We start from the raw sequence: 26,649 nt of genomic DNA, 5'->3' as shown, positions 1-26,649 counted from the left end.
GATCTCGGTGCGGACTGTCTCGGTGCGGACTATCGGGCGCGGTTCAGGGTCTGCAGGGCCGCCTTCAGCAGCTGACCCACCTGGGGTGTGCCCTCGGCGGCCTCGGCCTGCGGGGCCACGGCGGACACCGCCTCGTCGGCCTCCCGGGTCGCGTATCCGAGGCCGATGAGGGCGGCGTGCAGCTGGTCGCGCCAGCCGGTGCTGACGGGCGCACCGACGGCCGGGGCGCCGACGGGTGCGCCGAGGCGGTCCTTCAGCTCCAGCAGCAGTTTCTGGGCGCCCTTCTTGCCGATGCCGGGGACGGCCGTGAGGGCCTTCTCGTCGCCGGTGGCGACGGCCCGGCGCAGGGCGTCAGGGGTGTGCACGGCGAGCATCGCCTGGGCGAGTCTCGGGCCCACGCCGCTCGCGGTCTGGAGCAGCTCGAAGACCTGCCGCTCGTCGTCGTCGGCGAAGCCGTACAGGGTGAGGGAGTCCTCGCGGACGACCAGGGACGTGTGCAGCTTGGCGGGTCGGCCCAGGCGGAGCGTGGACAGCGTGTTCGGCGTGCACTGGACGGCCATGCCGACGCCGCCGACCTCGACGACCGCGGCGTCCGGAGCGAGTGCGGCCACTGTGCCGCTGACGAAGGCGATCATGCCGTACGGCCTTTCGGTGCTGTGGCGGTGTGCAGGGCGACGGCCTGCTGGAGTCGGTTCTGCGCGGGGGCGCGCCAGATGTGGCAGATGGCGAGGGCGAGGGCGTCGGCCGCGTCGGCGGGCCTGGGCGGTGCGTCGAGCCGGAGCAGCCGGGTCACCATCGCGCCCACCTGTGCCTTGTCGGCCCGGCCGCTGCCGGTGACGGCGGCCTTGACCTCGCTGGGGGTGTGCAGGGCGACGGGGATGCCGCGGCGGGCCGCGCAGAGCATGGCGACGGCGCTGGCCTGGGCGGTGCCCATCACCGTACGGACGTTGTGCTGGCTGAAGACGCGCTCGACGGCGACGAACTCCGGCCGGTGCTGGTCCAGCCACTGCTCGATGCCCTGCTCGATGGCGACGAGGCGGTGGCCGAGGTCGGCGTCGGCGGGCGTCCGGACGACGCCGACGCCGACCATGGTGAGCGGCCGTCCCGCGACGCCCTCGACCACGCCGACACCGCACCGGGTCAGCCCCGGGTCCACCCCCAGTACGCGCACGCGCCCTCCCCTTTTTTGCGGCTGAACCGCCGCCGCTCTCGCGGAACTGGCTGAGCACCGTCGTGGTTCCTCAACTGGTGGTCGCGGCCGTGGACGGTGATCTTTGACTACGCCAGGCTATCCGCTGCTGCCGACAACGACAGCGGGCCGGAAGACGTCTGTCCCCCGGCCCGCCGAGATCGCGGCATTCGCGGCAGCGTTACGCGTCGACCTTCTCCATGACCTCGTCGCTGACGTCGAAGTTGGCGAAGACGTTCTGCACGTCGTCGCTGTCCTCCAGCGCGTCGATCAGCTTGAAGATCTTCTTGGCGCCCTCCTCGTCCAGCTCGACCTGCATGGTCGGGACGAAGTTGGCGTCGGCGGAGTCGTAGTCGATGCCGGCGTCCTGGAGGGCGGTGCGGACCGCGACCAGGTCGGTGGCCTCGCTGATGACCTCGAAGGTCTCGCCGAGGTCGTTGACCTCCTCGGCGCCGGCGTCCAGGACGGCGCCGAGGACGTCGTCCTCGGTCAGCTCGCCCTTGGGGACGATCACGACGCCCTTGCGGTTGAACAGGTACGACACCGAGCCCGGGTCGGCCATGGAGCCGCCGTTGCGGGTCATGGCGACGCGGACCTCGGAGGCGGCGCGGTTGCGGTTGTCGGTGAGGCACTCGATGAGCACCGCGACACCGTTCGGGCCGTAGCCCTCGTACATGATCGTCTCGTAGTCGGCGCCGCCGGCCTCCAGGCCCGCGCCGCGCTTGACCGCGGAGTCGATGTTCTTGTTGGGGACCGACGACTTCTTGGCCTTCTGGATGGCGTCGTAGAGCGTCGGGTTGCCCTCGGGGTCGGCGCCGCCCATCCGGGCCGCCACCTCGATGTTCTTGATCAGCTTCGCGAAGAGCTTGCCGCGCTTGGCATCGATGACGGCCTTCTTGTGCTTCGTCGTGGCCCATTTAGAGTGGCCGGACATCTGCCTGTCTCCTTCGCGTAACCCATCTCAGCAACGAACGCAGGAATCCTACAAGGACTCGGCTGTCCGGTTCGCCCGCACCATGTCGACGAACAGGGCGTGCACGCGGTGGTCACCGGTCAGTTCCGGGTGGAACGACGTGGCCAGCGCGTTGCCCTGGCGCACCGCGACGATGTGGCCGTCGTGCTCGGCGAGCACCTCGGCCCCGGCGCCGACGGACTCGACCCAGGGGGCGCGGATGAAGACGCCCTCCACGGGGTCGCCCTCGACGCCCTTGACGGCGACGGCCGCCTCGAAGGACTCGTTCTGCCGTCCGAAGGCGTTGCGGCGGACGATCATGTCGATGCCGCCGACGGTCTCCTGGCCCGAGCGCGGGTCCAGGATCTTGTCCGCGAGCATGATCATGCCGGCGCAGGTGCCGTAGACGGGCATGCCGTCCCGCACGCGCGCGCGGAGGGGCTCCATCACGCCGAACAGGATGGCCAGCTTGGAGATGGTGGTGGACTCGCCGCCGGGGAGGACGAGGCCGTCCACCTCGGCGAGTTCCTCGGGGCGCCGCACCGGCCTGGCCACGGCGTCGGCCGCGGCCAGGGCGACGAGGTGCTCCCGTACGTCGCCCTGGAGGGCCAGGACGCCTATGACGGGGGTGTCGCTCATGGGTTCCTGTGCCTTACCAGCCGCGGTTGGCGTAGCGCTCGGCCTCGGGGAGGGTGTCGCAGTTGATGCCGACCATGGCCTCGCCGAGGTTGCGGGACGCGTCCGCGATGATCTTCGGGTCGTCGTAGAAGGTGGTGGCCTTGACGATGGCGGCGGCGCGCTTGGCCGGGTCGCCGGACTTGAAGATGCCGGAGCCGACGAAGACGCCCTCGGCGCCGAGCTGGCGCATCAGCGCGGCGTCGGCCGGGGTGGCCACGCCGCCGGCGGAGAACAGCACCACGGGGAGCTTGCCGAGTTCGGCGACCTCCTTGACCAGCTCGTACGGGGCGCGCAGCTCCTTGGCGGCGGCGTACAGCTCGTGGTTGTCGAAGCCGCGGAGCTTGGCGATCTCGTTCTTGATCTGGCGCAGGTGGCGGACGGCCTCGACGACGTTGCCGGTGCCGGCCTCGCCCTTGGAGCGGATCATCGCGGCGCCCTCGGCGATGCGGCGCAGGGCCTCGCCCAGGTTGGTGGCCCCGCAGACGAACGGCGTGGTGAAGGCCCACTTGTCGGAGTGGTTGACCTCGTCGGCCGGGGTGAGGACCTCGGACTCGTCGATGTAGTCGACGCCGAGGGACTGCAGCACCTGGGCCTCGACGAAGTGGCCGATGCGGGACTTGGCCATGACCGGGATGGAGACGGCCTCGATGATGCCCTCGATCATGTCCGGGTCGGACATGCGGGCCACGCCGCCGTCCTTGCGGATGTCGGCCGGGACCCGCTCGAGGGCCATGACGGCGACGGCGCCCGCGTCCTCGGCGATCTTCGCCTGCTCCGGCGTGACGACGTCCATGATGACGCCGCCCTTGAGCTGCTCGGCCATGCCGCGCTTCACGCGGGCGGTGCCGGTCTCGGGGGCCTGGTTCTCGGAGATGGACACGGATGACCTCGCTGGTGGGTAAAGAGGGTTTTCTGCAGCACCGAGGAAACGCGAGGGGACCAGGCCACAGCAAGGGCCAATGGGAACGCTGTGGATCCTTTTTCGGCAGACGGCCGGGTAACGGTGCGTGAACGGGGGTTCAGGCGGCCCGGGCCGCGAGGGCCTCCGGTGGCTCGTCGTCCATCTCGAAGGCCATCGGGAACGGGGCGTGGCCCGCCAGGCGGAACCAGCGGACCTTGCGGTGGCGGCGCAGGGCACGCGCGGCTCGTACGGCGTCGTTGTGGAAGCGACGGGCCATGGGGACGCGCCGCACCGCCTGCGCGAGTTCCTCGGCGGCCTCCTCACCCCCGGGCGCCTCGCGCACCGCCTCCACCTGCTGCGCCTCCCCGAAGACGGCCCGCAGCGCCTGGCTCAGTTCGCTCTCGGCGACCTCCCGCTGCTCCTCTTCCGCCTGCCGGGCGGCGTGCGCGGCCTCGTACAGCACGATCGAGGCGGCCGGATCCAGTACCCCCGACGTCGCCAGTTCCTGCGCCACCGAGGCCCGGCGCAGCAACTGCGCGTCCAGGGCGGCCCGGGTGGCGTCGATCCGGGCGTGGAGGCGGTCGAGGCGGCCGGCGGTCCAGCTCAGATAGAGCCCGACCGCGACCAGGGCCACGGCGATCCAGATGAGAGTGGTGGTCACGGGCGGCAAGGCTAGCGGCAGGCGGGAGGTGTCGGTTCACCCCGCCCTGCCCTGTCCTGCCCCGTGCTGCCTGGATCGGTCACCGGTTCCGTTCGTCCGGCACCGGCGGGATGGACATCAGTGTCTTGAAGTGCCCCTTGGGGTGTCCCTCGCCGACGAGCTGGTCCTCGGCCTCGACCCAGGCGTGGGCGGCGAACGGGTGGGTGCGCACTCCGGTGCACCAGGTGGGCCAGACGCCGCGCACCCGGCAGAGCAGGGCGGTGGCGATGGAGCGTTGCAGGCAGCCCTGCCCGGCGCAGCGCAGGCTGACGGACACGACCTCCTCGCGGGCCCGGAGCGCCTGGGCGGCCGTGGCCGGTGCCGCGCCGCGGCGGGCGAACTCCAGGACGGTGCGCAGCCGGGCGGGTTTGGCCCTGGCCAGCAGCCGGGCGGCACCGACGACCAGCAGGGGCAGCACGCGGCGGTGCGGGGGGAGGCGGCGCCGTTCGGCCAGCGCGACGGACATGCTCATGAGATCACCAGTTCCGAGCCGCGCAGCCGCTCGATCACGGCGGCCACATCGCGTTCGGCCTGCTCGGGGGCGATGCCGTACCGGTTCGCGAGGTCGGCGGCGATGCCGGCGGGCTCCTGTCCGCCGAGCAGCCGGCGCAGCACATGGGCTCCGGTGTTGTTCAACTGCCAGTACCGGCCGGTGCGTTCGTTGAGCAGGACCGTGCCGTCGTCGGTGTCGGTGGTGCTCACGTCAGGATGCAGACGCACGGGCGTCGAACCTCCAAGCAGGGGCGGGGCGGGTGGCGGAGCGCAGCCAGGTCTCGCAGCCGATCAGGGGCTCCAGGGCGATCCGCGTGGAGTTGTCCGGCTGGGGCGCGAGCAGCCGGGTGCGCAGTTCGCCGGGGTCGATCAGGCCGTGGGCGGCCAGGGCGGAGTCCTCGAACAGCTCCAGGACGGCGGGCAGGTTGCGGCGCAGTCCGCTGTTGGCCTCGTCGCTGAACTCGCCCTTGGTGGAGCGGCCCAGCACCGGCTCCGGCACGATGCCGCGCATCGCCTCGGCGAGCAGGGGCTTGTACCGCCAGGGGCCGGCGTGTTCGTGGGCCCGGACCGCGAGGACCGCTTCCACCACGCGGTCGTCGAAGAACGGGGAGTCGAGCTGGACGCCGTCGTCCGCGAAGACGCGGGCCAGCAGCCGGTACCACGGGGCGCTGGTGCGCACGGCGAGCAGTGACTGGTGCTGGGCCAGGTCGGCGGAGAGCGGCCGCACGTGGGCCGCGGTGTCCCGCAGGGCCTCCCGGGCGGCGTCGATCGCGTCGCCGGTGGCCCACGACGGTGCTCGCAGCGTCCACAGCCCCCACCCGAGGGCGGGGCGGCGTTTCGGCGGGGACGGGTCGGTGAGCCGGTCGGCCTGGGCTCGCCACCAGTCGGCCTCGTCCCCGGGGCGGGTCAGCGCGGCGAGGGTGGGCAGCAGGGGCCAGCGCTTCAGCGCGCCGTATCCGCGGACGTGGCGCAGGGCGGTCAGCGGACGGCGCCGGAGCAGGGCGTGGAGGTAGCCGGGGAACGGGGTGAACAGTTCGTCGCCGCCGTGTCCGGCGAGGTGCCGGCGCGATCCGCTGCCGGACAGCAGCCGGGCGGTGTGGCGGGTCCGGGCGAGGGTGCGGACGAACGGATAGGGCTCCTCGGTGTCCACCGGTGCGTCCGCGTCGGTGAACAGGGGCGGGAGGTCGCCGGGGGGCACCACGAGGTGCTCGGCCCGGTCGAGGGAGCCCATGGCGTGGGCGGCGAAGGCGGCATCGTCGTTGCCCGCCTCGGCCTCTCCCCAGCGGAACGTCAGCAGGTCGGGGGTGTCCCGGGCGGCGAGGAAGCACAGGGACGTGGAGTCCATGCCGCCGGAGAGGTCGGAGCTCAGCCGGCCCTGGCCAGGGGCACGGTCGCCGAGGGCCGTGGCGAGGGTGTCCCGGAGCTTCTCGGCGCCTGCCCGCAGGGACAGTTCGGGAGCGGGTGGCTGCCACCAGCGCGTCTCGCGCAGCCGGTCGCGCTCCCACATGAGGCAGTGGTCCGGCGCCAGCGGGGTGATCCCGGACCACAGGGTGTGGTCGCCGAGCGGGGGCGGGAGGAACCCGCCCGTGGCCACGCGGAGGGCCAGCGCCCGTTCGTCGATGCCGGCGCCCGTCATCGCGGCGAGCACGTCGGCGCGGTCCGCCGCGATCTCGACCCCGTGTGTCCGGGTGCGGAAGACCCGGCGGAGTCCGGTCGCGCTGCCCTGGAAGCGCACGTCTCCGTGGGCCGAGACCACCAGGTGGCAGGAGCCGGGCAGCTCCGCCGCGAGTTCGTCCGCGTCGGACACGGTCCGGACGCGGGCGGCGAGTCGGGTGAGCCGGGCGGCGGGGACCGGGCAGACCCCGGCCACCGCCACCCGCACCGGGCCCGCCGTGACGACCGTGATGTCGCCGGGGGCCCACCGGCCCACCAGCCACGGTCGTCCCGAGGCGTGCGCGAACTCCCGCGGCGACGCCCAGGGCACCGCCGCGCGCGCATCGGCCGCGGCTGCCGTGTCCGGCAGGACCACGAACCCGGTGCTGCTCATCTGCTCATGTCTCCGGGAGCCGACGCGCCGACGATCAGAAGTCGCCGGAGTAGTGGCCGAAGATGTCGTCGCCCCAGCCGATGAAGCCGAGGGTGTCCTCGTTGAACTCGCCGACCTCGGTCAGCGTCGGCGGCGCGTACGGCTCGGTGGTCGAGAACTCGGTCTGCTCGTCCATGGCATCCTCCACGGTTACGAAGGGCAGCCGGGCGGCTACCCGTTGCACCGTACATTCGGGCAGCGGCCATGATCCATCGGATTTTCACTCAAGTCACAGGGGCCACTTCGCACACGCGAGCGAGAGGTCAAGATCGCCTGTGATCAGCGGGATCGATCATGGGACGGCCGGACGGAGACCTGTGCGAAGGCCTCTTCCGCGTGGCCGGAATCAGTCCCGCGCGAGCCCCAGCCGGCCCCACAGCCCGGTCGTCCGCTCGTCCTCGGCCACCGCCGCCGCTCCCGCCGTCACCGTCTCGTACACGGACAGGATGTCCGCGCCGACGGTCGACCAGTCGAAGCGGCGGACGTGGGCGCTGCCCCGCTCGCGCAGCTCGGCGCGGCGCTCCGGGTCCGCCAGGAGCCGTACGGCCGCGTCGGCCAGGGCGTCGGCGTCCTCGTTCGGGAACAGTTCCCCGGCCGCCCCCCGGTCCAGGACCTGGGCGAAGGCGTCCAGGTCGGAGGCGAGGACGGGGGCTCCTGCGGACATGGCCTCGACGAGAATGATGCCGAAGCTCTCGCCGCCGGTGTTGGGCGCGACGTACAGGTCGACGCTGCGCAGGAAGCGGGCCTTGTCCTCGTCGCTGATCATGCCGAGGAACTCCACGCGGGGGCGCAGCTCGGCCGGCAGGGTCTCCACGGCCTCCTCCTCGTCGCCGCGCCCGGCGACCAGCAGCCGCGTCTGCGGCCGGGCGGCGAGGATCTTCGGCAGGGCCCTCATGAGCACCGGCAGGCCCTTGCGGGGCTCGTCGATGCGCCCGATGAAGCCGATCGTGCCGCCCGCCCGTCTCCCGCCACCGCCGTCAACGGAGCTTCGCGCCTCGTCTGATTGCCACTCGGCCTTGGGCTCGGCCTTGGCGAAGAAGTCGACGTCGACGCCGTTCGGGATCACCACCGCGTCCCCGCCGAGGTGCTCCACCAGGGTGCGGCGGGCGTACTCGCTCACCGCGATCCGGGCGCTGATCTTCTCCAGGGCGGCCTGGAGGATCGAGTACGCGGCGATCATGGCCCGGGAGCGGGGGTTGGAGGTGTGGAACGTGGCGACGATCGGGCCCTGGGCGGCCCAGCAGGTCAGCAGGCCCAGCGACGGCGAGGTCGGCTCGTGGATGTGGATCACGTCGAACGCGCCCTCGTGCAGCCAGCGGCGCACGCGGGCGGCGCTGAGGAACCCGAAGTTCAGCCGGGCCACCGAGCCGTTGTACGGGACCGGCACCGCGCGCCCGGCCGAGACGACGTACGGCGGCAGCGGGGTGTCGTCGTCGGCCGGGGCGAGGACCGACACCTCGTGGCCGAGACGGATGAAGTACTCGGCGAGGTCGCGGATGTGGAACTGGACCCCGCCCGGTACATCCCAGGAGTACGGGCAGACGATGCCGATTCTCACGGGCGCCCCTTCTCGGGGTCGAGGTCGGCGAGCCACAGGCGCTGCAGCATGTGCCAGTCCTCCGGATGGTCGGCGATCCCGGTGGCGAAGGCGTCGGCCAGCGCCTGTGTCATGACGGACGTCTTCTCGGCGCGCGTGCCTGACTCGGGCACCTCGACCGGCGGGTGGACACGGCCCCGCATCACGGGCGTGTCGTCGTACCAGAGCGTGACGGGCAGCAGCAGGGCGCCCGTCTGCTGGGCGAGCAGGGCCGGTCCGGCCGGCATGCGGGCCGTGTCGCCGAAGAAGTCGACCTCGACGCCCGAGGCGGACAGGTCGCGGTCGGCGACCAGGCAGACCAGGCCGCCGTCGCGGAGCCGTCGGGCCAGGGTGCCGAAGGCGGTGCCGCCGCTGTGCGGCAGGACCTCCATGCCGAGGCCCTCGCGGTAAGCGACGAACCGGTCGTAGAGCGTCTCGGGCTTCAGGCGTTCGGCGACCGTGGTGAAGGGGATGCCGAGCTGCGTGGTGACCCAGGCGCCGGCGAGGTCCCAGTTGGCCAGGTGCGGCAGGGCGAGTATGACGCCCTTGCCCGCGGCCAGGCCCTCCGTGAGGTAGTGCACGTCCTTGGGGTCGAAGCCGGCCTTGACGCGCTCCTTGCTCCAGGCCGGGAGACGGAAGGACTCCATCCAGTAGCGCAGGTAGGAGCGCATGCCCGCGCGGGACAGCTCGGCGAGGCGTTCGGGGCTGGCGCCGGGCACGACGCGCGCGTAGTTGCTCTCCATCCGCCGCACGCCCTTGCCGCGCTGCTTCCAGGCGAGGTCGGCGATGGTGTGCCCGAGCCGTACGGCGACCGGCTCGGGGAGCTTCTTGACGGTGCTCCAGCCGAGTCCGTACAGCGCGTCCGTCAACCGGTCCTGGGCGCTCACGTGGCCGCCTCGCTCCCGTGGGAGGCGTTGTGCTGCTCGCCCCCATTGTCCTGCGCGCCGGCACGGTCCTGCGCGGCCGCCGCCTCCTCGGCCTCGGCGGACTCCCGGCGGACCGTGACGACCCGCTGGATCAGCGTGACCAGGCTGCCCACGGCGACGATCCACAGGGCAACCGGCAGCAGGTACTGGATGCCCGGGACACCGAACGCGTGCAGACCCGAGAGCCCGGCCGCGACCAGCGAGATCACCAGCCGCTCGGCCCGCTCGACGAGGCCGTTGACCGCGACCGGCAGTCCGATCGACTCGCCGCGGGCCTTGGTGTACGACACCACCTGGCCGCTGGCGAGGCAGAAGATCGACACGGCGCACAGCACCAGGTCGTCGCCGCCGCCCGCGTACCAGAGGATGAAGCCGCCGAAGATCGCGCCGTCGGCGACCCGGTCGAGCGTGGAGTCCAGGAAGGCGCCCCAGCGGCTGGAGCGGCCGAGCTGGCGGGCCATGTTGCCGTCGACGAGGTCGGAGAACACGAACAGCGTGATCACGACCGTGCCCCAGAAGAACTCGCCCATGGGGTAGAAGACCAGCGCGCCCGCGACCACCCCGGCGGTGCCGATGAGCGTGACGGTGTCGGGGCTGACGCCCCGGCGGATCAGAAACGCGGCGAACGGTGTGAGGACACGCGTGAAGAATGCACGCGCGTACTTGTTCAGCATGGCCTTCCCGAGGGTCGGTGTCGCCGTCTGGCCCCTGCTGGCCACCGGCTGGCCCATCGTAGCCACGCGCGCGTGCGGGCGAGGGCCGGGCACCCGGACCCCGTCGGCTGAACCGTCGAGCGGCTGGTGGGAGTCGCGACGGCGTCGTTCGTATGGACGCGCCGTGACGGGAGTGGGAAGGTCGAAGAACCGCGGGCGTCGCCGGAGCCGCACCGCACGCGGATCCCGCGTGTCCGCGCCCACAGTGACCTCACCGTGCACGGGAGGCAGGATCATGGGCGACAAGGCACAGACACACCCCGGAGCCGCCGGCAGGGCACAGGCGGCCGACCACCCCCAGTCCGTACGGAATGTGGTGCTGGTCGGCCACTCCGGATCGGGCAAGACCACGTTGGTGGAAGCCCTCGCGCTGACGGCGGGGGCCGTGAACCGGGCGGGCCGCGTGGAGGACGGCGGCACCGTCTCCGACTACGACGAGATCGAGCACCGGCAGCAGCGCTCGGTGCAGCTCTCCCTGGTGCCCGTCGAGTGGGACGGCATCAAGGTCAACCTTCTCGACACCCCCGGATACGCCGACTTCGTCGGTGAGCTCAGGGCCGGTCTGCGCGCGGCGGACGCGGCCCTCTTCGTCGTCTCGGCCTCGGACGGCGTGGACGGCTCGACGCGCATGGTGTGGGAGGAGTGCGCGGCCGTGGGGATGCCCCGGGCGATCGTCGTCACGCACCTGGAGGCGGCGCGCGCCGACTTCGAGGAGATGACGCGGATCTGCGCGGAGGCCTTCGGCGCGGACGACCCGGACGCGGTCCTGCCGCTCTACCTGCCGCTGCACGGCCCGCAGGCGCCGGACGGGCACGCGCCCGTGACCGGGCTGATCGGGCTGCTGTCGCAGAAGCTCTTCGACTACTCGACCGGCGAGCGCAAGGAGTCGGAGCCGGGCGAGGACCAGCTGCCGCTGATCGAGGAGGCCCGCAACCGGCTGATCGAGGGGATCATCTCGGAGAGCGAGGACGAGACCCTCATGGACCGCTACCTCGGCGGGGAGCCGGTCGACGTCAAGACGCTGATCGACGACCTGGAACGGGCCGTCGCGCGCGGGGTCTTCTTCCCCGTCCTGGCCGCCGCCCCCGCGGCCGAGGGCGCCCGGCAGGGGCTCGGCACGGTGGAGCTGCTGGAGCTGGTCACGCGCGGCTTCCCGACGCCGCTGGAGCACGAGACGGTGCGGGTCACGACGATCGACGGCAAGCCGCGCGAGCTGAAGCCGTGCGATCCGGACGCCCCGCTGGTCGCCGAGGTCGTGAAGACGTCCTCGGACCCGTACGTGGGCCGGCTGTCGCTGATCCGCGTCTTCTCCGGCACCCTGCGCGCCGACCAGACGGTCCACGTCTCCGGGCACGGGCTGGCCGACCGCGGGCACGAGGACCACGACGTCGACGAGCGGATCGGCGCCCTGTCCACGCCGTTCGGGAAACAGCAGCGCCCGGTGTCGCACGTGATCGCCGGTGACCTGGCCTGCGTGGCCAAGCTCAGCCGCGCCGAGACCGGCGACACCCTGTCCGCCAAGGACGACCCGCTGCTCATGGAGCCGTGGCAGATGCCCGACCCGCTGCTGCCGCTGGCCATCCAGGCGCACAGCAAACCGGACGAGGACAAGCTGTCGCAGGGCCTCGCCCGGCTGGTCGCCGAGGACCCGACGATGCGGCTGGAGCAGAACCAGGACACCCACCAGGTGGTCCTGTGGTGCCTGGGCGAGGCGCACGCGGACGTCGCCCTGGAGCGGCTGCGCAGCCGGTACGGCGTCCAGGTCGACGTCGTCCCGCACAAGGTGTCCCTGCGCGAGACGTTCGCGACCAAATCGGCCGGGCGCGGCCGGCACGTCAAGCAGTCCGGCGGGCACGGGCAGTTCGCCATCTGCGAGATCGAGGTCGAGCCGCTGCCGGGCGGCTCCGGGATCGAGTTCGTGGACAAGGTCGTCGGCGGCGCGGTGCCCCGGCAGTTCATCCCGTCCGTGGAAAAGGGCGTCCGGGCCCAGGCCGCGAAGGGGGTCGCCGCCGGGTATCCGCTCATCGACGTGCGCGTGACGCTCCTGGACGGCAAGGCGCACTCGGTGGACTCCTCCGACGCCGCGTTCCAGACGGCCGGCGCGCTCGCGCTGCGGGAGGCCGCGGCCGACGCGAAGATCCATCTGCTGGAGCCGGTGGCCGAGGTGTCGGTGCTGGTCGGCGACGACTACGTGGGCAGCGTGATGAGCGACCTGTCCGGCCGGCGCGGCCGGCTGCTCGGCACCGAGCAGACACCCGGCGGGCGCACCCTGATCCGGGCCGAGGTGCCCGAGATCGAGATCGGCCGGTACGCGGTCGACCTGCGCTCGATGACGCACGGCACGGCCCGCTTCAGCCGCCGTTACGCGCGGCACGAGCCGATGCCGGCGCAGGTCGCGGAACGGGTGCGCGGAGAGGAGCGCAAGGCCTCGTAGTGGGCGCCCGGCGCCTCCAAGTGCCCTCATGAGGGCTCCCCTCCGCGTCGGCGGGCGGCTTGACGGGCCGCCCGCCGACGGACGTCGTGCGGACGGATACGCTGATGACCTGATCAACAGGTGTGCGGAGCGCGGAAGTCGGGAAGGCCGCAGATGCGGATGCGGCAGCGATGGGGGCGGCAGTGACGGACGGATTTGACTTCAGTCCCGGGGCCCAGGTGCCTCTGGCGGGTGCGAGCGGCCAGACGGCGGCGACCTATGCGCTCGCCGCGGCGGCGTACCGGGACGACGAGGTCTCCAAGATCCTGAACGCCGACAACGAGTGGCACCAGTCGAAGGTGACCCCGCCGCGCCCCTGGGCGAAGATCTTCCGTCCGCGGTTCGGTGAGGCGTTCTCCCGCGCGATCATCGACCGCATGCTGGGGGCCGGGCGCAAGCCGGTCATCCAGTCCTTCGGCATCGAGCCCCAGGTCGTCGTGGAGCACTGCCTGGCCGCCCACCGCATCCGCCGCGACCGCGACAACTGGCTCTCGGCGATCACGGTGATCTGCGGGGTGCTCTTCCTGCCGGGCTTCCTCGTGTGGCTGCTGGTGTTCACGCTGCGCACCACCATGGCCAAGCGCGAGGACAAGCGCGCGGGCGCCCTCGCCACGACGCTGCTGGTCGCCGTGGGCGCGCTCGCCGTGCTGTTCCTGATCCGCATGCCGTTCACGGGCTTCTGGGCCTGGTACGGGCGCGCGGCGATCATCATGCCGGTCGTCGGCTGGTTCTGGGCCAAGCAGATCTGCGAGCGCACCGCCCGTGACCTGCGGGAGCGCTGGTCGAGCCTGCTGTCCGGCGGCGGTGTCGGCGCCAAGATCCCCGAGGCTGTCCCGGGCAACCCCGGCGACGCGGCCGAGCAGGTCCGCAAGGAACTGGCCCGCCTGGCCGCCGAGCAGCGGTCCAACTCGGTCTTCTACGCCGGCCCCAAGGGCATACTCGGCATGGGCACGCGGTGGGGCAGCTGGCAGCTGGCCGAGGAGCTGGTCTCCGCCGAGCCGGGCAAGGACTTCCACCCCTTCCGCAGCTGGGACGTCATCGTGGCGATCCAGGGCGGCCTGGGCATGCTGGAGCGCACGTCCATCAACACCGGCGGCTTCCCCAAGCCGAGCATCACGCACTGGATCGTCACCCCGATCGGCGAGAAGGCGACGGAGGTGTCCCGGCCGAGCGGCACGGACGTCGAGGCGTACACGATCCGGACGCACGCCGTGCAGGACATCTGCAACAAGCAGCAGTTCGGCAGCGGCGACCGGCACTACCTGGGCGTGCAGTGGACCCTCTGGGACGGCCACCTGGTGATCACGATGCTGATCACGGTGACCGTGCTGCACGACACCCTGCGCATCGAGGTCACCGGCCACGCCCTGGGACCGGTGCACTCCCTGTTCAACGAGAAGCCCGCGGCCAAGGAGAAGACGGTCCAGAAGGCCTTGCGGTTCTGGGAGACCCGCTCCGTGAAGCTCCCCCTGATCGACGCCGACGAGGTGGTACGGCTGGCCGCGCGGGCCCCGCTGACCTGGTACCCGCCGCTGCTGAAGTGGCTCGGCGGCGGTCTCACGCTGCCGGAGCCGTTCGGCCTGCGGCACGCGTGGGCGGACCAGCCGTGGCGGCACCGGTTCATGGCGGACGACGCGTTGCGTGCGGCTACTCCCGTGCTGCGTGTGGTGCACGCGGCGGCGTTGAAGGTGCTGAAGGAGAACGGCGTGAACGTGGAGAAGTTCGGGGCGCGTTCGGCGGCGCTCAGTGGGGCGGTGCAGGAGGCTTCGCCGAAGAAGGCGGATGTGTACGACGCCTAGTCGGTGAGGCGCCCGGCGTCGCGGCTGGGGCGGGGGCGCGACTCGGCGCTGCGAGGCGCCGCCGCGCCCACCCGTCCGCGATTGATCGCGGTTACGAGGGCCAGGCCTCCGCCAGCATCTTCCGGGTGTCGGCGAGCAGCTGCGGCAGCACCCGCGTGTGCCCCACCACCGGCATGAAGTTCGTGTCGCCACCCCACCGCGGCACGATGTGCTGGTGCAGGTGGGCCGCGATGCCCGCGCCGGCGACGGAGCCCTGGTTCATGCCGATGTTGAAGCCGTGGGCGCCGGAGGCGGTGCGCAGGGCCGTCATCGCCTGCTTGGTGAGTTCGCCGAGCTCGGCGGTCTCCCCCGCCGTGAGGTCCGTGTAGTCGGCGACGTGGCGGTAGGGCACGGTCATCAGGTGACCGCCGTTGTACGGGTACAGGTTGAGCACGGCGTAGACCTGCTCGCCGCGCCGGACGACCAGCCCGTCCTCGTCGGACTTGGCCGGGATCGAGCAGAAGGGGCAGCCGTCGCCGGCGCCCGGGCCGGTCGGCTTGTTCTCGCCCTGGATGTAGGCCATCCGGTGGGGTGTCCACAGACGCTGGAACGCGTCCTGCGTCCCTACTCCCAGCTGCTGCTCCGGCTCACTCGTCATGCAGTGCAGCATATGGCGTCGAGCTGGGGGTACGGAAAAGGCCCCCGGGATCTCCCGGGGGCCTTCGCGCAGCGGGATCAGACCTGCGCCCGCTCCTCGACGACCTTCACGATCTTCTCGATGGCCTCGTCGAAGGGGATGCCGTTCTCCTGCGAGCCGTCGCGGTAGCGGAAGGACACCGACTCGTGGGACATGTCCTCGTCGCCGGCGATGACCATGAAGGGCACCTTCTGCTTCTGGGCGTTGCGGATCTTCTTCTGCATGCGGTCGGAGGAGGCGTCGACCTCGACCCGCAGGCCCTTCCTCTTCGCGGCCGCCGCGAACTTCTCCAGGTACTCGACGTGCGCGTCGCCGATCGGGATGCCGACCGCCTGGACCGGGGCCAGCCAGGCCGGGAAGGCGCCCGCGTAGTGCTCCAGGAGCACCGCGAAGAAGCGCTCGATCGAGCCGAACAGCGCGCGGTGGATCATGACCGGGCGCTGCTTGGAGCCGTCGGCGGAGGTGTACTCCAGGTCGAAGCGCTCGGGCAGGTTGAAGTCGAGCTGGATGGTCGACATCTGCCAGGTGCGGCCGATGGCGTCCTTGGCCTGGACGGAGATCTTCGGGCCGTAGAAGGCGGCGCCGCCCGGGTCGGGGACGAGCGGGAGGCCCTGCTTCTCGGCGACCTGGCGCAGCGTCTCGGTGGCCTCCTCCCAGGCCTCGTCCGAGCCGACGAACTTCTCCGGGTCCTTGGTGGAGAGCTCCAGGTAGAAGTCGTTCAGGCCGTAGTCGCGCAGCAGCTCCAGGACGAAGGTGAGGAGCTTGTCGAGCTCCTCGGACATCTGCTCGCGGGTGCAGTAGATGTGCGCGTCGTCCTGGGTGAAGCCGCGGGCGCGGGTCAGGCCGTGCACGACGCCCGACTTCTCGTACCGGTACACGGTGCCGAACTCGAACAGGCGCAGCGGCAGTTCACGGTAGGAGCGCCCGCGCGCGTCGAAGATCAGGTTGTGCATCGGGCAGTTCATGGGCTTGAGGTAGTAGTCCACGCCCTCGTCGAGCTGCATGGGCGGGTACATGCCGTCGGCGTACCAGTCCAGGTGGCCCGAGGTCTCGAAGAGCTTCCCCTTCGTCGCGTGCGGGGTGTAGACGAACTCGTAGCCCGCCTCTTCGTGCCGCTTGCGGGAGTAGTCCTCCATGACCCGGCGGATGATGCCGCCCTTGGGGTGGAAGACCGCGAGGCCGGAGCCGATCTGCTCCGGGATGGAGAACAGGTCGAGCTCGCTGCCGAGCTTGCGGTGGTCGCGCTTCTCGGCCTCGGCGAGGAACTCCAGGTACTGCTTCAGCTCGTCCTTGGTGGGCCAGGCGGTGCCGTAGATGCGCTGCAGCATGGGGTTCTTCTCGCTGCCGCGCCAGTAGGCGCCCGCGTTGCGCATCAGCTTGAACGCCGGGATCGCGCGGGTCGACGGCAGGTGGGGACCGCGGCAGAGGTCCTTCCAGCACAGCTCGCCGGTCTTGGCGTCCAGGTTGTCGTAGATCGTCAGCTCGCCGGCGCCGACCTCGACGTCCGCGCCGTCGTCGCTGGAGGCGGAGCCCTTGAGGCCGATCAGCTCCAGCTTGTACGGCTCGTTCGCCAGCTCCTCGCGGGCGGCCTCGTCGGTGACCACGCGGCGGGCGAACCTCTGCCCGCGCTTCTGGATCTCCTGCATCTTCTTCTCGATGGCCTTGAGATCCTCGGGGGTGAACGGCTTCTCGACGTCGAAGTCGTAGTAGAAGCCGTCCTTGACGGGCGGGCCGATGCCCAGCTTGGCCTCGGGGAAGAGCTCCTGCACGGCCTGCGCCATGACGTGCGCGGTGGAGTGGCGCAGGATGTTCAGGCCGTCCTCGGAGGAGATCTCGACGCCTTCGACCTCGTCGCCGTCGGACAGGGCGTACGACAGGTCCTTGAGCTCGCCGGCCACGCGCGCGGCGACGATGGAACGCTCGCCGGCGAAGAGCTCGGCGGCCGTAGTGCCCGTCGTCACCACGCGTTCTTCCCGCTCGGAATCGCGCTGGATGATCACACGGACGTCTGACACCGGTCTCTCCTGACTGAAGGTGGGGTTGCGTGCGCCATACCGGAGCGCGCGCACGAGTAAGGATCGTACCGACCCCGGACCGCCCACCGCGAAATCAGTCCCCGCAGTCCCCTCCGCAGGCCTCCTCGAAGAAGTCGAGGTTCTCCTGGAGCTCCTTCATCAGCCGGTCCCGCTCGGCGTCGTCGACCTGCACCGGGACGACGCCGTGCGCGCCGGTGAGGCGGCGGAACCCGCCCCGGCTCTCCAGCCGTCCCTGTACCCGCACCGGCAGCCCGACGAGGTGGGCGTGTCCGGCGATCCGGTACGCCTCCTCGTCCAGGGTGATCCGGACGTGCGGCACATCGGCCCCGGCCAGCACCCGCAGGCGTACGGTGCCGTCACCGCGCGGCCCGGACCTGCGCATCCGGACCACCGCTCCGGTGATCCGCACCGGCACGGCGGGCTCCTCGTGCCGGTAGCGGGCGCCCGCCTCGCGCAGCACGGGCAGGTCGCCGGGTGAGAACTCGACGGGCTCGGCGGAGGGCGCGCAGCCCTCGGGCACACCGGCCGCCGGGGCCCACTCGACGGCGATCCGGGCGCCTTCCGTGCCCCGGACGAGGGCGACGAGCGCCTCGGTGAGCTCGTGGCTCACGCCCGCCTCCACGGCGGCGTCGAAGGCGTCCATGCCGCCGGTGGCGCGCTGGTAGTCGACGGCCTCGCGGGCGGCGTGCAGGGCCTGGTGGAGGCGGACCGCCAGGGGGCGGCCGGTGGCGACGGGCACGAACGCGGTGAGGCGGCCGTGCGCGGCGGAGCCGACGAGGACGTGTTCCAGGGCCGCGGCGGCGGCGCGGCGGTGGCGGGCGCCGTGGTAGCCGGCCCGCGCGCGGGTGGCGAGGGCCGCGGCGAGCAGCATGCGGCGGGCGGCGGTGCGCAGCCGGTCCTCGACGGTCCAGGGCGCCGCCCCGCCGGGCCCGGCGGGGACGTCGTGCCACCAGCGGATCTCGTCGCTGGGCACGGCGAGGGAGAGGAGGACCTCGAGGGCGGAGGGCGAGCCGCTGCGGGACAGGGCGAGCAGGGCCTCGCCGAGCAGGTCGTCGCTGTCGGGGAAGGCGCGGCTCTCCGGCACCAGCAGGCTGGTGCCGCTGCCGCCCGGGCCGGGCGGGGTCCAGCGGCCGTAGCGGCCGGGGGCGCCGCCGCGCCGCTGCCAGCCGTGCCGGCGCAGCAGGGCGCTGAGCACGGCGGGGTCGACGTCGACGGGCTCGGGCGGGGAGCCGCTCCAGGCGGGGTCCACGGGGTGGGGCCGGGCGGGCCTGGCCGGCTCCTCGGTCGGGCGGTGCGTCACGGTCTTCCTCCCGTCCCGACCCGCGTCATGATCTCGCACAGCGCCCGGTCGTCGAAGATGCGTGAAGTCGGTATGCGCACGGTGGTGCGGCGGCGGCCGGTGATCGGTTGTCCGGCGAGATTGGCCCAGTAGCAGCAGTGCCTCAGGTCGAGCCGGTCGTGGCCGGCGCGCAGCCAGTCGTCCTGGGAGCGCGGCACCAGCATCACCACCAGGATCTTGTGCACGGAGACGGGGGTGCGGGCGAGCTTCGCCAGGTGGTCGTTGTCGAGTGTGAAGGCGAAGGTGCGGCCCGGTGGGTTGGGCGGCACCTGGTAGGTGGCCTTGAGCTGCACCTTGATGGTGACCTCGTCGTCGACCGTGTGCCCGGGGGCGCTGTGGCTGACGTGCCAGTCGATGCCGTTGTCGGGAAAGGGCTGGGACAGCGAGCAGCCGGCGGCCGCCGCGACGGCGTGCAGATAGCCGACCTGCAGTGTCTCCATGCAGGCGGTGGTGGCGAGAGTGCCGCGAGAGGGAGCCGTGCGCTCGGGCAGCAGCCCGCCCCGTTCGGGCTGCGCTATGGCCATGGCCAACAGCCTTCCAGAACAAGTGATTCCCCGCTGCGGGCCGCTGAACTGCAACGACCCGTACTCCTGTTGTCTCCTTCCGGCGTACGGCGCAAACAGCCCGGGTATCACCGGATCGGGCAGCGGACGGTGCGTCAACTGCCGAAGGTGAACGAGGGGTTGTGTGGGTATGACGACGTGCTGGTACGAGGGGGCGCTGGCCGCCTTCGACACGGAGACGACGGGCGTGGACGTCGAGACCGACCGGATCGTGTCGGCCGCCGTCGTCGTCCAGGACGCGCCGGGGGTCCGGCCGCGGGTGAGCCGCTGGCTGGTGAACCCGGGGGTGACGGTGCCCGCCGAGGCGACGGCGGTGCACGGGCTGACGGAGGAGCACCTCCAGCGCAACGGCCGGTGGCCGTCGCCGGTCATGTACGAGATAGCGGAGGCGCTGGCCGAGCAGGCCCACGCCGGCCGCCCGGTCGTGGTGATGAACGCGCCGTTCGATCTGACCCTGCTGGACCGGGAGTTGCGGCGCCATCGTGCCTCGTCGCTGGGCCGCTGGTTCGAGTCGGCGCCGCTGCTCGTGCTCGACCCGCGGGTCCTGGACAAGCACCTGGACCGCTACCGCAAGGGCCGCCGCACGCTGACCGACCTGTGCGCGCACTACGGCGTCGCCCTGGAGGGCGCGCACGACGCGGCGGCCGACGCCGTGGCGGCGCTGGAGGTCACCCGGGCGGTGGGCCGCCGTTTCGCGTCCCGGCTGGAGCGGCTCACGCCCGGCGAGCTGCACACGCTGCAGGCGGTGTGGCACGCGGCGCAAGCGCGGGGTCTGCAGGCGTGGTTCGCGCGCAGCGGCGTCGAGGAGGCGGTGGATCCGGCCTGGCCGCTGCGTCCCGACCTGCCGGCAGCGGCCTGAGCGCGCGGCCCCGAGTATGAAAAAACCGGTCCGTCTGTGACGGACCGGCTGTTTCCGGTGGGCGATACTGGGTTCGAACCAGTGACCTCTTCGGTGTGAACGAAGCGCTCTCCCACTGAGCTAATCGCCCGGGAACGCACTGAACCATACAGGTCCCGGCACGTTTCCTTCAAACCGCTTCGAGGTGCCTGAGCAGTCCGCGCCGCCCGGAGCGCATCATCAGCGCGTGGTTGGCGCGGAAGAGGGGCCGTCCCGGTACGGCGAACCGCCGCAGCAGCGGCTTGGTCACGCTCACGACCTGGTCGTACCGCACGAGGCTGCCCGGCCCGAGCGGCGTCACGGTCCAGCGGGCCCAGCCCTCCATGTCGCCGGACAGCGCGATCTCCAGCACACCGGCCCGTGGGTCGCGCCGCACCTCCCGCGCCGTGAACGTCATGTCGTACGGCAGGACGGACCGGACCCGGACGACCCCGCTGGTGTCGTCGAGCCGGGTCACCTCCCGGACCTCGCGCCACCACTCGGGGTAGTCCTCGGCCCGCTCCAGCACCTCGTACACGGCGGCGGCGGCGCGGGCAGGGGCCACTGGCTGCGGAAGCGGTAATGGTTCCAGTCCATGCCCGCAGTCTGCCCACTCGAGGGCGGGTCCGACTGAGTACGCGCCTGAGTATCCGCGCTCATGCCCTGCGGGGTGACCCGGGCCACACTGCGTGCCATGACGCACCTTCCGCCCCCGGCCGAGGAACTGCGGCTCCTCGACGCCGAACTGCGACAACTGGACGCCCGCCGGGCCCAGTTGCTGACGCGCCGCGCCTGGCTGATCGCGGCCCTGCAGCCGACCGGGCAGCCGTCGCGGCCCTGGACGCACCCGCGGACGCCGTCCGCCGCACCGCCCCGCCCGGAGACCGCCGCGCCCAGCGTGCAGAACGTGCTCCTGGTCCTCGGCGGTGTCCTGCTCACGCTCGCGGCGGCGGTGTTCACGCTGGTCAGCTGGGGGCACATGGGCATCACCGGGCGGGCCCTGGTCCTCGGCGCGGTCACACTGGCCGCACTCGCCGCCCCCGTGCCCCTGCTGAGGCGCGGGCTGCGGTCGACGGCGGAGTCCGTGGCGGGGCTCGGGCTCGCGCTGACGGTCCTGGACGCCTACGCGCTGCACGCGGCCGCCCTCGCCGGGACGGACGGGACGGGCTACGCGGCGGCCGCGGCGGCGGTCCTGGCGGTGGCCTGGTCGGCGTACGGTCTGCTGCCTGCCACGGCCGCGCTGCGGCTGCCCCTGCCGACCGCCCTGGCGGCGGCGCAGTTCCCGCTGCTGCTGTGGGCGCTGGCCGTCGACGCGGGGCCGTATGTGATCACGGCGGCGCTGCTGGTGACGGCGGGGCTGGACGCGATGGTGGCGCTGCGGGTGACGACCGCTTCCGTGCGGATCACGGCGGTCGTCGGCGCGTATGCCGTGGGTGGCTGGGGCGTCCTGGGCGCGGGCTGGCTGTCCGTGACGGCCGGCGGCGCGGGGGCTGCCACGCGGGCCGGGGCGCTGCTCCTTCTCGCGGCGGGGATCGCGCTGGGCGCGGCCTGGCGGGTGCCGGGCGTGCGGCACGCCCTCGGCCTGGCGATCGCGTCGGGGCTGCTCACCGTGGCGGCGCCCGGCGGAGTGGTCCGCTCCGGGGTGCCGTCGGAGTGGGCGGTGCCGACTCATCTGGTCTTCGGGGTCGCCCTGTTGGCGGCGGTGTGGGTGAGCCGTCTGCCCGACGCGGTGCGGCGGGGTCTCCTCTGGGCGTCCGGTGCCGTGCAGGCTCTGTCGGTGCTGTGGGCGCTGCCCGTCGTCGCCGTGGTGGTGCTGGGGCCCGCCGGGTGGCTGGGGCGGGTGTGGGGCGGGGCGCCGTCGGACGCCCGTGCCGCGGTGGCCGTCGAGACGCCCTGGCCGCCGGACGCGGCGACGGCTCCCCTGGTTCTCCTGGTGGTGGCGGCCGTGCTCGCCCTGGCGGTCCGTGCGGAGCGGTGGCGTCCGCGGGCCCGGCTCGGTGCCCTGGGTCTGCTCTGGGGCGCGGTGCTGATCCTCCCGGCGGTCTTCGCGATCCCGTACGGGGCGGGGCTGGCGGTCCTGGGAGTCGTGACGGCGGCCGCGCTGTACGCCGGCCGGGCCACGGCGTCCGAGGCGCGGTGCACCGGCCTCGTCCTCGCCCTGGTCACGGCTCTCGGTCTGGTCCTCGCCTCGCTGGCCTCCCAGCCCGCGACCCTCGCCGTGCTGTCCGGGCTGACGGCCCTGCTCACCGCGTTCTCGTGGCGGACGGGACTCGCGCCCTTCACGGCTCCCGCCGCGCTCGTGCACGCCGCCGCGCTGGCCTCGGCCACGGGTGCCGCGGCGGACTGGCCGCCGGCCCGCACGGCCCTGCTGGTGCTGGCCGTGCCCGCTGCCGGCGCCCTGCTCGCGGCGCGTCTCGTCGAGGCCCGGGCGGTCGTGGCGGTGGAGATCACGGCCGCCGTCACCGGCCTGCTCGCCGTGGGCCTCGCCGTGACCGACCAGCCGCTGCTCGCCCTGGTGCTGGCCCTGTGCGGCGTGATCGCCACGGGCACCGCGCTGCGCCCCGGCCGTCGTCCCGTCGGCTACGCGGCCGCCGCCCTGTTCGTGCTGGCCACATGGGTGCGCCTGGCCGCCTGGGACGTCTCCACGCCCGAGGCGTACACGCTCCCGGTCACCGTCCCGGCCCTGCTCGTCGGCGTCCTGCGCCGACGCCGCGACCCGCGGACCTCCTCCTGGACGGCGTACGGCGCCGGACTGACGGCCACCCTGCTGCCGAGCCTGGTCGCGGCCTGGGGAGACCCGCACTGGACGCGTCCGCTGCTGCTGGGCACGGCGGCGCTGCTGGTCACCCTGCTGGGCGCCCGGCACCACCTGAAGGCGCCGCTGGTGCTGGGCGGTTCGGTGCTGGCCCTGGTCACGCTGCACGAACTCGCCCCGTACGTCGTGCAGGTGACCGGAGCACTCCCCCGCTGGGCGCCTCCCGCCCTCGCCGGACTCCTGCTGCTCGCGCTCGGGGCGACGTACGAGCAGCGGATCCAGGACGTCCGGCGGGTGCGGGATGTCCTGGGGAGAATGAGGTAATCCGGGGCCCCGCACTGCGTTCCCTGTCATACGTTCCCTGTCATACGTTCTCCGATGGGCCGCCGTCGGCGGGCGGAACCAGGGGGGGAGGCATCATGGCGGACCTGGAGGAAGCGGCAGGACCTGGCACGGGCGCCGAGGACCGGGGGACGCTGGAGCGCCTGCTCTCGGTCGTGGGGGCGGGAGCCCTGGAGTTGCACACGGCCCCGCGGGGACTGCGGGCGGGCGTGACCGGGGTCCATGTGCTGGACGCGCTGGAACCCGTCATCAGACCGCGGGAGTTACTGCTCGCGGTCGGCGTCGACCCACGGTCGGCCCATGCGGTCGACGTGGTGCGCCGGGCCGGTGAGGCGGGCGCGGCAGGGGTCGTGTTCGGCCCGGGGCGACCGGAGCCCACCGCGCGGGCGTTGCAGGCAGCCGCGGAGGAGGGCGGCACTGCGGTGCTCTTCCGTACCGCCTGGTGCACCTGGGCCCAGCTCGTGGGGGTGCTGCGGGCGGGGCTGGCGGCGGCGGGCGTTCCCCCGATGTCCGTGACCAGCGGCGTGCGCCTGGGCGATCTGGACTCGCTGGCCGACGCGGTGGCGGCCCTGGTGGGGGGCTCGGTGACCATCGAGGACACGGAGTCCCGGGTCCTGGCGTACTCCTCCACCGAGGAGAACGTGGACGAGATGCGACGGCTGACCATCCTCGGTCGTCGCGTGCCGCCCTGGCGGGTGGCGGCCATGCGGGAGGCCGGGTTCTTCCAGGCGCTGTGGGGTGCGGGCGACGTGCTGTACCGGCCGGCCCACGGCCAGGACCCGGAGCGTCTGGTCGGTGCCGTGCGGGCGGGCGGAGAGGCGCTGGGGTCCATCTGGGTGGCGGCGATCGCCGGCCGCCCGCTGGCCCCGAACGGCGCCGAGACGCTGCGCGCCGCCGTCCGGGCCGCCGCCGCCCACCTGTTGCACCACCGTACCCACAGCTCGGACAGCCGCTTGCTGGAGGACGCGGCCCGGGCGCTGCTGGAGGACCGCGGATCCGTCGAGGTGCTCGCGGAGCGGGCCTCGCTGCCGCCCCGGGAGCCCTGTGCCGTCCTGGCGGTGGGTACCGGGTCCGGCAGCCGCGGGGACGACGACCCGTCCGTGGTGCACGGGCTGCTGACCCTGCACTGCGCGGCCCTGGGCCACCGGGTCGTGGTGGTCCCGGCGGGGGGCGGGATCCTGGTGCTGCTGAGCGGGCTGGAGCGCGACCCGGGGCGGGCCGACGACCAGGTGAGGCGGCTCGGCGAATCGCTGGCGGGACAACTGTCGGCGACGATCGGCTCGTCGGTGAGGGTGGGGCTCGGGGACGTGGTTCCCGGGCTGGCGGGGGCGCCCGCGTCCCGCCGGTCGGCCGAGCGGGCCCTCCAGGCGCTCATCGCGGCCGCCGGGCCACGCGCCGTCGCCCGGAGCGGGGACGTCGCGGACACGGTGGGCATCCTCCAGGTGGTCGAGGCCCTGCGTGAGGTGGCGCTGCCACCTCGGACCTCGGTGGCCCGGCTGAGGGAGTTCGACGCCGAGCACAGCGGCAGTTGCCTGGTGGAGTCCCTGCGCGCCTACCTCGACCACTTCGGCGACGTGTCCGCCGCTTCGCGCGCGCTGGGTGTGCATGCCAACAGCCTGCGCTACCGGTTGCGCCGGATCACGCAGGTGTCGGGGCTGGACCTGGAGAACCCCGACGCCCGGCTGCTCGCGCAGTTGCAGTTACGGCTGGGGCGCGACGCCGACGGCGCACGCCCCTGAGTGCGGCCGGGCGGGCGTGTGGCCGCGTGCCGTCCACCGCCGGCCGCGGCCACCATGAGAGCGCCTTTCTTTTGTCGTGTCGCACAAGGCCCCGGCGTGGCCGGGGAGTTGGTGCGCTCGACCGCCGTGGGCGAGGCCCGGCCCTTTGACGACTCGACGAAGACGCCGGCCCGGTGCGGACAACAGTCTGGTACTCCACCCCGGGGCGGTCCCGGGCGCTGTGCGTACGACACCGGAAGGCTCACCATGACCGGACTGAGCGCCGCCGCCGAGCGGCGCGAACGGATCCTCCAGGAAGCGGTGCGGCAGGGGCTGCTGGACGCCGAGCGGTCCCAGCTGGCCGCCTTCGTCGACCTCGACGGCGTCGCGGCGACGGTCGACTCCCTGCACCGCGCCTTCCCCGCGGCGCCACGTGTGCTGCACGCGTTCGCCGCCAAGGCGAACTGCCTGGTGCCGGTGCTGGCGGAGCTGCGACGGCTCGGCATGGGGTGCGAGGTGGCCACCGCGGGTGAACTGGCCCGGTCGTTGGCCGCCGGATTCGCGCCGGACCGGATCGTCTTCGACTCTCCGGCCAAGACGGAGGCCGAACTGCGGCGTGCCCTGGACCTGGGGGTGACCGTCAACGCCGACAACCACCAGGAACTGGACCGTATCGACGGTATTTTGGGCGGCCGCTCCCCGGTGTCGAGGATCGGGGTGCGCGTCAACCCCCAGCTCGGCGCCGGCAGCATCGCCGCGATGAGCACGGCGACGAGCACCTCGAAGTTCGGCGTCCCCCTGGCGGACCCGGGGAGCCGGCGGCGGCTGCTGCGCGCCTTCCACGACCACCCGTGGCTGACCTGGGTGCACACGCACACCGGCTCACAGGGCTGCCCGCTCGACCTCATGGCCGACGGGGTCGCGCAGGCGGTGGCGTTCGCCGAGGAGGTCAACGCCTCGCTCGGACGGCGCCAGGTCGTCGGCATCGACATCGGCGGTGGGCTGCCCGTCAACTTCGCCGACGACGAGACGGCGCCGACCTTCGACACGTACGTCCGGCAGCTGCGCGCCCAGGCGCCCGCGCTGTTCTCGGGCGGGTACGAGATCGTCACCGAGTTCGGGCGTTCCGTCCTCGCCAAGAACGGGTTCACCGCCGCGTACGTCGAGTACACGAAGAGCACGGGCGGCCGGCCGATCGCGGTCACCCACGCCGGAGTGCAGGTGGCCACCCGGACCGTGTTCCATCCCGACGCCTGGCCCCTGCGGATCGAGGCGCACGACCGGAGCGGGAGGGCCAAGCGGGGCGGACCGGTCCGCCAGGACATCGCCGGCCCCGCCTGCTTCGCCGGGGACCTGCTGGCGCGCGACCGCGCGTTGCCGTTCCTGGAACCGGGCGACATCATCGCCGTCCCGGACACCGGCGCCTACTACTTCTCGACGCCGTTCCACTACAACAGCCTGCCCGAACCCGCCGTGCACGGGGTCCGGGCAGGCGCTGACGGCCGTGTCCGCTTCGAACTGCTGCGTCCCGCGCAGGACCCGTGGGACGTGCCGGGCCCGGGCGGCCCCGGTGCGCCCCTGCGGCACCGGGCGCACGAGCCCGTGCACGGCGTCGGGTAAGGAGCGCCGAGGTGGCCCAGGCCAACCGTCGAGGGCCCGGCCGGGAGGGACCGCTCCTCAGTCAGCGCGCCGCGATCGTCTTCCTGCTGGCGGCCCTGGTCGGCATCGGTGCCACTGTCCTGGCGGCGCTGGCCGGCCAGGTGTGGCCGGTCGCGGTGAGCGTCGGAGGCGGGGTGGTGGCCCCGGCCGTCCTGTTCTTCAACCAGATCATCGACTAGGCGGACCGGCACCCCCGCGG

Annotated in this window: 24 protein-coding genes, 1 tRNA gene and 1 pseudogene; 7 read left to right on the top strand and 19 right to left on the bottom strand. The window is 72.8% G+C overall.

Translation table 11 applies throughout. The features are described 5' to 3' along the window. Positions 1–29: 29 nt before the first annotated feature. From ruvA to pgsA, 13 genes are all read right to left on the bottom strand, one after another. Positions 30–635, bottom strand: a complete 606-nt coding sequence (ruvA, locus tag ACSUPV_RS33630; RefSeq protein ID WP_031116591.1) for a Holliday junction branch migration protein RuvA — start codon at positions 633–635, stop codon at positions 30–32. Further along, on the bottom strand, positions 632–1,171 hold the full coding sequence (gene ruvC / locus ACSUPV_RS33625; RefSeq protein WP_031116590.1) for a crossover junction endodeoxyribonuclease RuvC: 540 nt from the start codon (positions 1,169–1,171) through the stop codon (positions 632–634). The genes ruvA and ruvC overlap by 4 nt, the downstream gene beginning before the upstream one ends. Positions 1,172–1,370: 199 nt before the next feature. After that, the gene (locus ACSUPV_RS33620) at positions 1,371–2,123 is read right to left on the bottom strand and encodes a YebC/PmpR family DNA-binding transcriptional regulator (protein ID WP_031116589.1); all 753 of its coding nucleotides are present in this window, start codon (positions 2,121–2,123) and stop codon (positions 1,371–1,373) included. 48 nt (positions 2,124–2,171) lie between these two features. Next, entirely contained in the window at positions 2,172–2,780 is a 609-nt protein-coding gene (pdxT, locus tag ACSUPV_RS33615) for a pyridoxal 5'-phosphate synthase glutaminase subunit PdxT (protein WP_031116588.1), read from the bottom strand. A gap of 13 nt (positions 2,781–2,793) precedes the next feature. After that, a complete protein-coding gene (gene pdxS / locus ACSUPV_RS33610) occupies positions 2,794–3,699 on the bottom strand; it encodes a pyridoxal 5'-phosphate synthase lyase subunit PdxS (protein ID WP_030243693.1) in 906 nt (301 codons plus the stop codon). 139 nt (positions 3,700–3,838) lie between these two features. Beyond that, a complete protein-coding gene (locus tag ACSUPV_RS33605) occupies positions 3,839–4,381 on the bottom strand; it encodes a membrane protein (RefSeq protein ID WP_031116587.1) in 543 nt (180 codons plus the stop codon). Positions 4,382–4,460: 79 nt separating this feature from the next. After that, positions 4,461–4,892, bottom strand: a complete 432-nt coding sequence (locus tag ACSUPV_RS33600; protein WP_031116586.1) for a lasso peptide biosynthesis B2 protein — start codon at positions 4,890–4,892, stop codon at positions 4,461–4,463. Continuing rightward, positions 4,889–5,122, bottom strand: coding sequence for a lasso peptide biosynthesis PqqD family chaperone (locus ACSUPV_RS33595; protein WP_382617553.1), 234 nt, complete (start codon positions 5,120–5,122; stop codon positions 4,889–4,891). Before ACSUPV_RS33595 ends, ACSUPV_RS33600 begins: the two co-directional genes overlap by 4 nt. Before the next feature lies 1 nt (position 5,123). Next, positions 5,124–6,959, bottom strand: coding sequence for a lasso peptide isopeptide bond-forming cyclase (locus tag ACSUPV_RS33590; RefSeq protein WP_382617550.1), 1,836 nt, complete (start codon positions 6,957–6,959; stop codon positions 5,124–5,126). Between the two features lie 34 nt (positions 6,960–6,993). Further along, on the bottom strand, positions 6,994–7,134 hold the full coding sequence (locus ACSUPV_RS33585) for a lasso RiPP family leader peptide-containing protein (protein ID WP_359792544.1): 141 nt from the start codon (positions 7,132–7,134) through the stop codon (positions 6,994–6,996). A 210-nt stretch (positions 7,135–7,344) separates the two neighbouring features. Continuing rightward, the gene (locus ACSUPV_RS33580) at positions 7,345–8,556 is read right to left on the bottom strand and encodes a glycosyltransferase family 4 protein (RefSeq protein WP_436949127.1); all 1,212 of its coding nucleotides are present in this window, start codon (positions 8,554–8,556) and stop codon (positions 7,345–7,347) included. Beyond that, positions 8,553–9,461 carry a phosphatidylinositol mannoside acyltransferase gene (locus tag ACSUPV_RS33575; protein WP_037769086.1) on the bottom strand — a complete coding sequence of 303 codons (909 nt, stop codon included), beginning with the start codon at positions 9,459–9,461 and terminating at the stop codon, positions 8,553–8,555. Before ACSUPV_RS33575 ends, ACSUPV_RS33580 begins: the two co-directional genes overlap by 4 nt. After that, a complete protein-coding gene (pgsA, locus tag ACSUPV_RS33570) occupies positions 9,458–10,231 on the bottom strand; it encodes a phosphatidylinositol phosphate synthase (RefSeq protein WP_078651119.1) in 774 nt (257 codons plus the stop codon). The genes ACSUPV_RS33575 and pgsA overlap by 4 nt, the downstream gene beginning before the upstream one ends. Positions 10,232–10,448: 217 nt before the next feature. Between pgsA and ACSUPV_RS33565 the strand changes: the two genes are divergently transcribed. Together ACSUPV_RS33565 and ACSUPV_RS33560 are read left to right on the top strand one after the other, a co-directional pair. Continuing rightward, a complete protein-coding gene (locus ACSUPV_RS33565; protein ID WP_037769083.1) occupies positions 10,449–12,647 on the top strand; it encodes an elongation factor G-like protein EF-G2 in 2,199 nt (732 codons plus the stop codon). Positions 12,648–12,817: 170 nt separating this feature from the next. Next, the gene (locus tag ACSUPV_RS33560) at positions 12,818–14,485 is read left to right on the top strand and encodes a hypothetical protein (protein ID WP_037769080.1); all 1,668 of its coding nucleotides are present in this window, start codon (positions 12,818–12,820) and stop codon (positions 14,483–14,485) included. 91 nt (positions 14,486–14,576) lie between these two features. Here the strand turns inward: ACSUPV_RS33560 and ACSUPV_RS33555 are convergent, their stop codons facing one another. From ACSUPV_RS33555 to ACSUPV_RS33540, 4 genes are all read right to left on the bottom strand, one after another. After that, positions 14,577–15,134 carry an HIT family protein gene (locus ACSUPV_RS33555; RefSeq protein ID WP_031116577.1) on the bottom strand — a complete coding sequence of 186 codons (558 nt, stop codon included), beginning with the start codon at positions 15,132–15,134 and terminating at the stop codon, positions 14,577–14,579. Between the two features lie 65 nt (positions 15,135–15,199). Then, positions 15,200–17,176, bottom strand: a complete 1,977-nt coding sequence (gene thrS / locus ACSUPV_RS33550; protein WP_436949126.1) for a threonine--tRNA ligase — start codon at positions 17,174–17,176, stop codon at positions 15,200–15,202. A gap of 94 nt (positions 17,177–17,270) precedes the next feature. Next, positions 17,271–18,497 carry a hypothetical protein gene (locus tag ACSUPV_RS33545; RefSeq protein ID WP_436949125.1) on the bottom strand — a complete coding sequence of 409 codons (1,227 nt, stop codon included), beginning with the start codon at positions 18,495–18,497 and terminating at the stop codon, positions 17,271–17,273. Beyond that, positions 18,494–19,060, bottom strand: coding sequence for a DUF4365 domain-containing protein (locus ACSUPV_RS33540; protein ID WP_436949124.1), 567 nt, complete (start codon positions 19,058–19,060; stop codon positions 18,494–18,496). The genes ACSUPV_RS33545 and ACSUPV_RS33540 overlap by 4 nt, the downstream gene beginning before the upstream one ends. A gap of 169 nt (positions 19,061–19,229) precedes the next feature. Here ACSUPV_RS33540 and ACSUPV_RS33535 point away from each other — a divergent pair, with 169 nt between their 5' ends. Further along, positions 19,230–19,958, top strand: a complete 729-nt coding sequence (locus tag ACSUPV_RS33535; RefSeq protein ID WP_359795125.1) for a 3'-5' exonuclease — start codon at positions 19,230–19,232, stop codon at positions 19,956–19,958. Positions 19,959–20,016: 58 nt separating this feature from the next. Here ACSUPV_RS33535 and ACSUPV_RS33530 read toward each other — a convergent pair. Both ACSUPV_RS33530 and ACSUPV_RS33525 read right to left on the bottom strand, forming a co-directional pair. Next, a tRNA-Val gene (locus ACSUPV_RS33530) sits at positions 20,017–20,088 on the bottom strand. A 39-nt stretch (positions 20,089–20,127) separates the two neighbouring features. Further along, positions 20,128–20,573, bottom strand: a pseudogene (locus ACSUPV_RS33525) (SRPBCC family protein). Between the two features lie 61 nt (positions 20,574–20,634). Between ACSUPV_RS33525 and ACSUPV_RS33520 the strand changes: the two are divergent. The 4 genes from ACSUPV_RS33520 to ACSUPV_RS33505 all read left to right on the top strand — a co-directional run bounded on the left by ACSUPV_RS33520 (position 20,635) and on the right by ACSUPV_RS33505 (position 26,629). Further along, on the top strand, positions 20,635–23,055 hold the full coding sequence (locus ACSUPV_RS33520; protein ID WP_436949123.1) for an SCO7613 C-terminal domain-containing membrane protein: 2,421 nt from the start codon (positions 20,635–20,637) through the stop codon (positions 23,053–23,055). 95 nt (positions 23,056–23,150) lie between these two features. Continuing rightward, entirely contained in the window at positions 23,151–24,812 is a 1,662-nt protein-coding gene (locus ACSUPV_RS33515; protein WP_382617532.1) for a helix-turn-helix domain-containing protein, read from the top strand. 246 nt (positions 24,813–25,058) lie between these two features. After that, positions 25,059–26,411, top strand: coding sequence for a diaminopimelate decarboxylase (locus ACSUPV_RS33510; RefSeq protein WP_382617530.1), 1,353 nt, complete (start codon positions 25,059–25,061; stop codon positions 26,409–26,411). Positions 26,412–26,422: 11 nt separating this feature from the next. Continuing rightward, on the top strand, positions 26,423–26,629 hold the full coding sequence (locus tag ACSUPV_RS33505) for a hypothetical protein (protein ID WP_051649384.1): 207 nt from the start codon (positions 26,423–26,425) through the stop codon (positions 26,627–26,629). Positions 26,630–26,649 lie beyond the last annotated feature (20 nt).

Origin of the sequence: Streptomyces sp. SudanB52_2052 (assembly GCF_964272415.1) — a bacterium.
In the GTDB taxonomy this organism is placed as follows: domain Bacteria; phylum Actinomycetota; class Actinomycetes; order Streptomycetales; family Streptomycetaceae; genus Streptomyces; species Streptomyces olindensis.
This window is presented reverse-complemented; position numbering and strand designations above follow the sequence as displayed.

Coding starts and splice junctions, on each gene's coding strand:
- ruvA (WP_031116591.1), bottom strand. CDS start 635: ATGATCGCCTTCGTCAGCGGCACAGTGGCCGCACTCGCTCCGGACGCC.
- ACSUPV_RS33620 (WP_031116589.1), bottom strand. CDS start 2,123: ATGTCCGGCCACTCTAAATGGGCCACGACGAAGCACAAGAAGGCCGTC.
- pdxT (WP_031116588.1), bottom strand. CDS start 2,780: ATGAGCGACACCCCCGTCATAGGCGTCCTGGCCCTCCAGGGCGACGTA.
- ACSUPV_RS33600 (WP_031116586.1), bottom strand. CDS start 4,892: ATGAGCATGTCCGTCGCGCTGGCCGAACGGCGCCGCCTCCCCCCGCAC.
- ACSUPV_RS33590 (WP_382617550.1), bottom strand. CDS start 6,959: ATGAGCAGCACCGGGTTCGTGGTCCTGCCGGACACGGCAGCCGCGGCC.
- ACSUPV_RS33585 (WP_359792544.1), bottom strand. CDS start 7,134: ATGGACGAGCAGACCGAGTTCTCGACCACCGAGCCGTACGCGCCGCCG.
- pgsA (WP_078651119.1), bottom strand. CDS start 10,231: ATGGGCCAGCCGGTGGCCAGCAGGGGCCAGACGGCGACACCGACCCTC.
- ACSUPV_RS33565 (WP_037769083.1), top strand. CDS start 10,449: ATGGGCGACAAGGCACAGACACACCCCGGAGCCGCCGGCAGGGCACAG.
- ACSUPV_RS33560 (WP_037769080.1), top strand. CDS start 12,818: ATGGGGGCGGCAGTGACGGACGGATTTGACTTCAGTCCCGGGGCCCAG.
- ACSUPV_RS33555 (WP_031116577.1), bottom strand. CDS start 15,134: ATGCTGCACTGCATGACGAGTGAGCCGGAGCAGCAGCTGGGAGTAGGG.
- ACSUPV_RS33540 (WP_436949124.1), bottom strand. CDS start 19,060: ATGGCCATAGCGCAGCCCGAACGGGGCGGGCTGCTGCCCGAGCGCACG.
- ACSUPV_RS33535 (WP_359795125.1), top strand. CDS start 19,230: ATGACGACGTGCTGGTACGAGGGGGCGCTGGCCGCCTTCGACACGGAG.
- ACSUPV_RS33520 (WP_436949123.1), top strand. CDS start 20,635: ATGCCCTGCGGGGTGACCCGGGCCACACTGCGTGCCATGACGCACCTT.
- ACSUPV_RS33515 (WP_382617532.1), top strand. CDS start 23,151: ATGGCGGACCTGGAGGAAGCGGCAGGACCTGGCACGGGCGCCGAGGAC.
- ACSUPV_RS33510 (WP_382617530.1), top strand. CDS start 25,059: ATGACCGGACTGAGCGCCGCCGCCGAGCGGCGCGAACGGATCCTCCAG.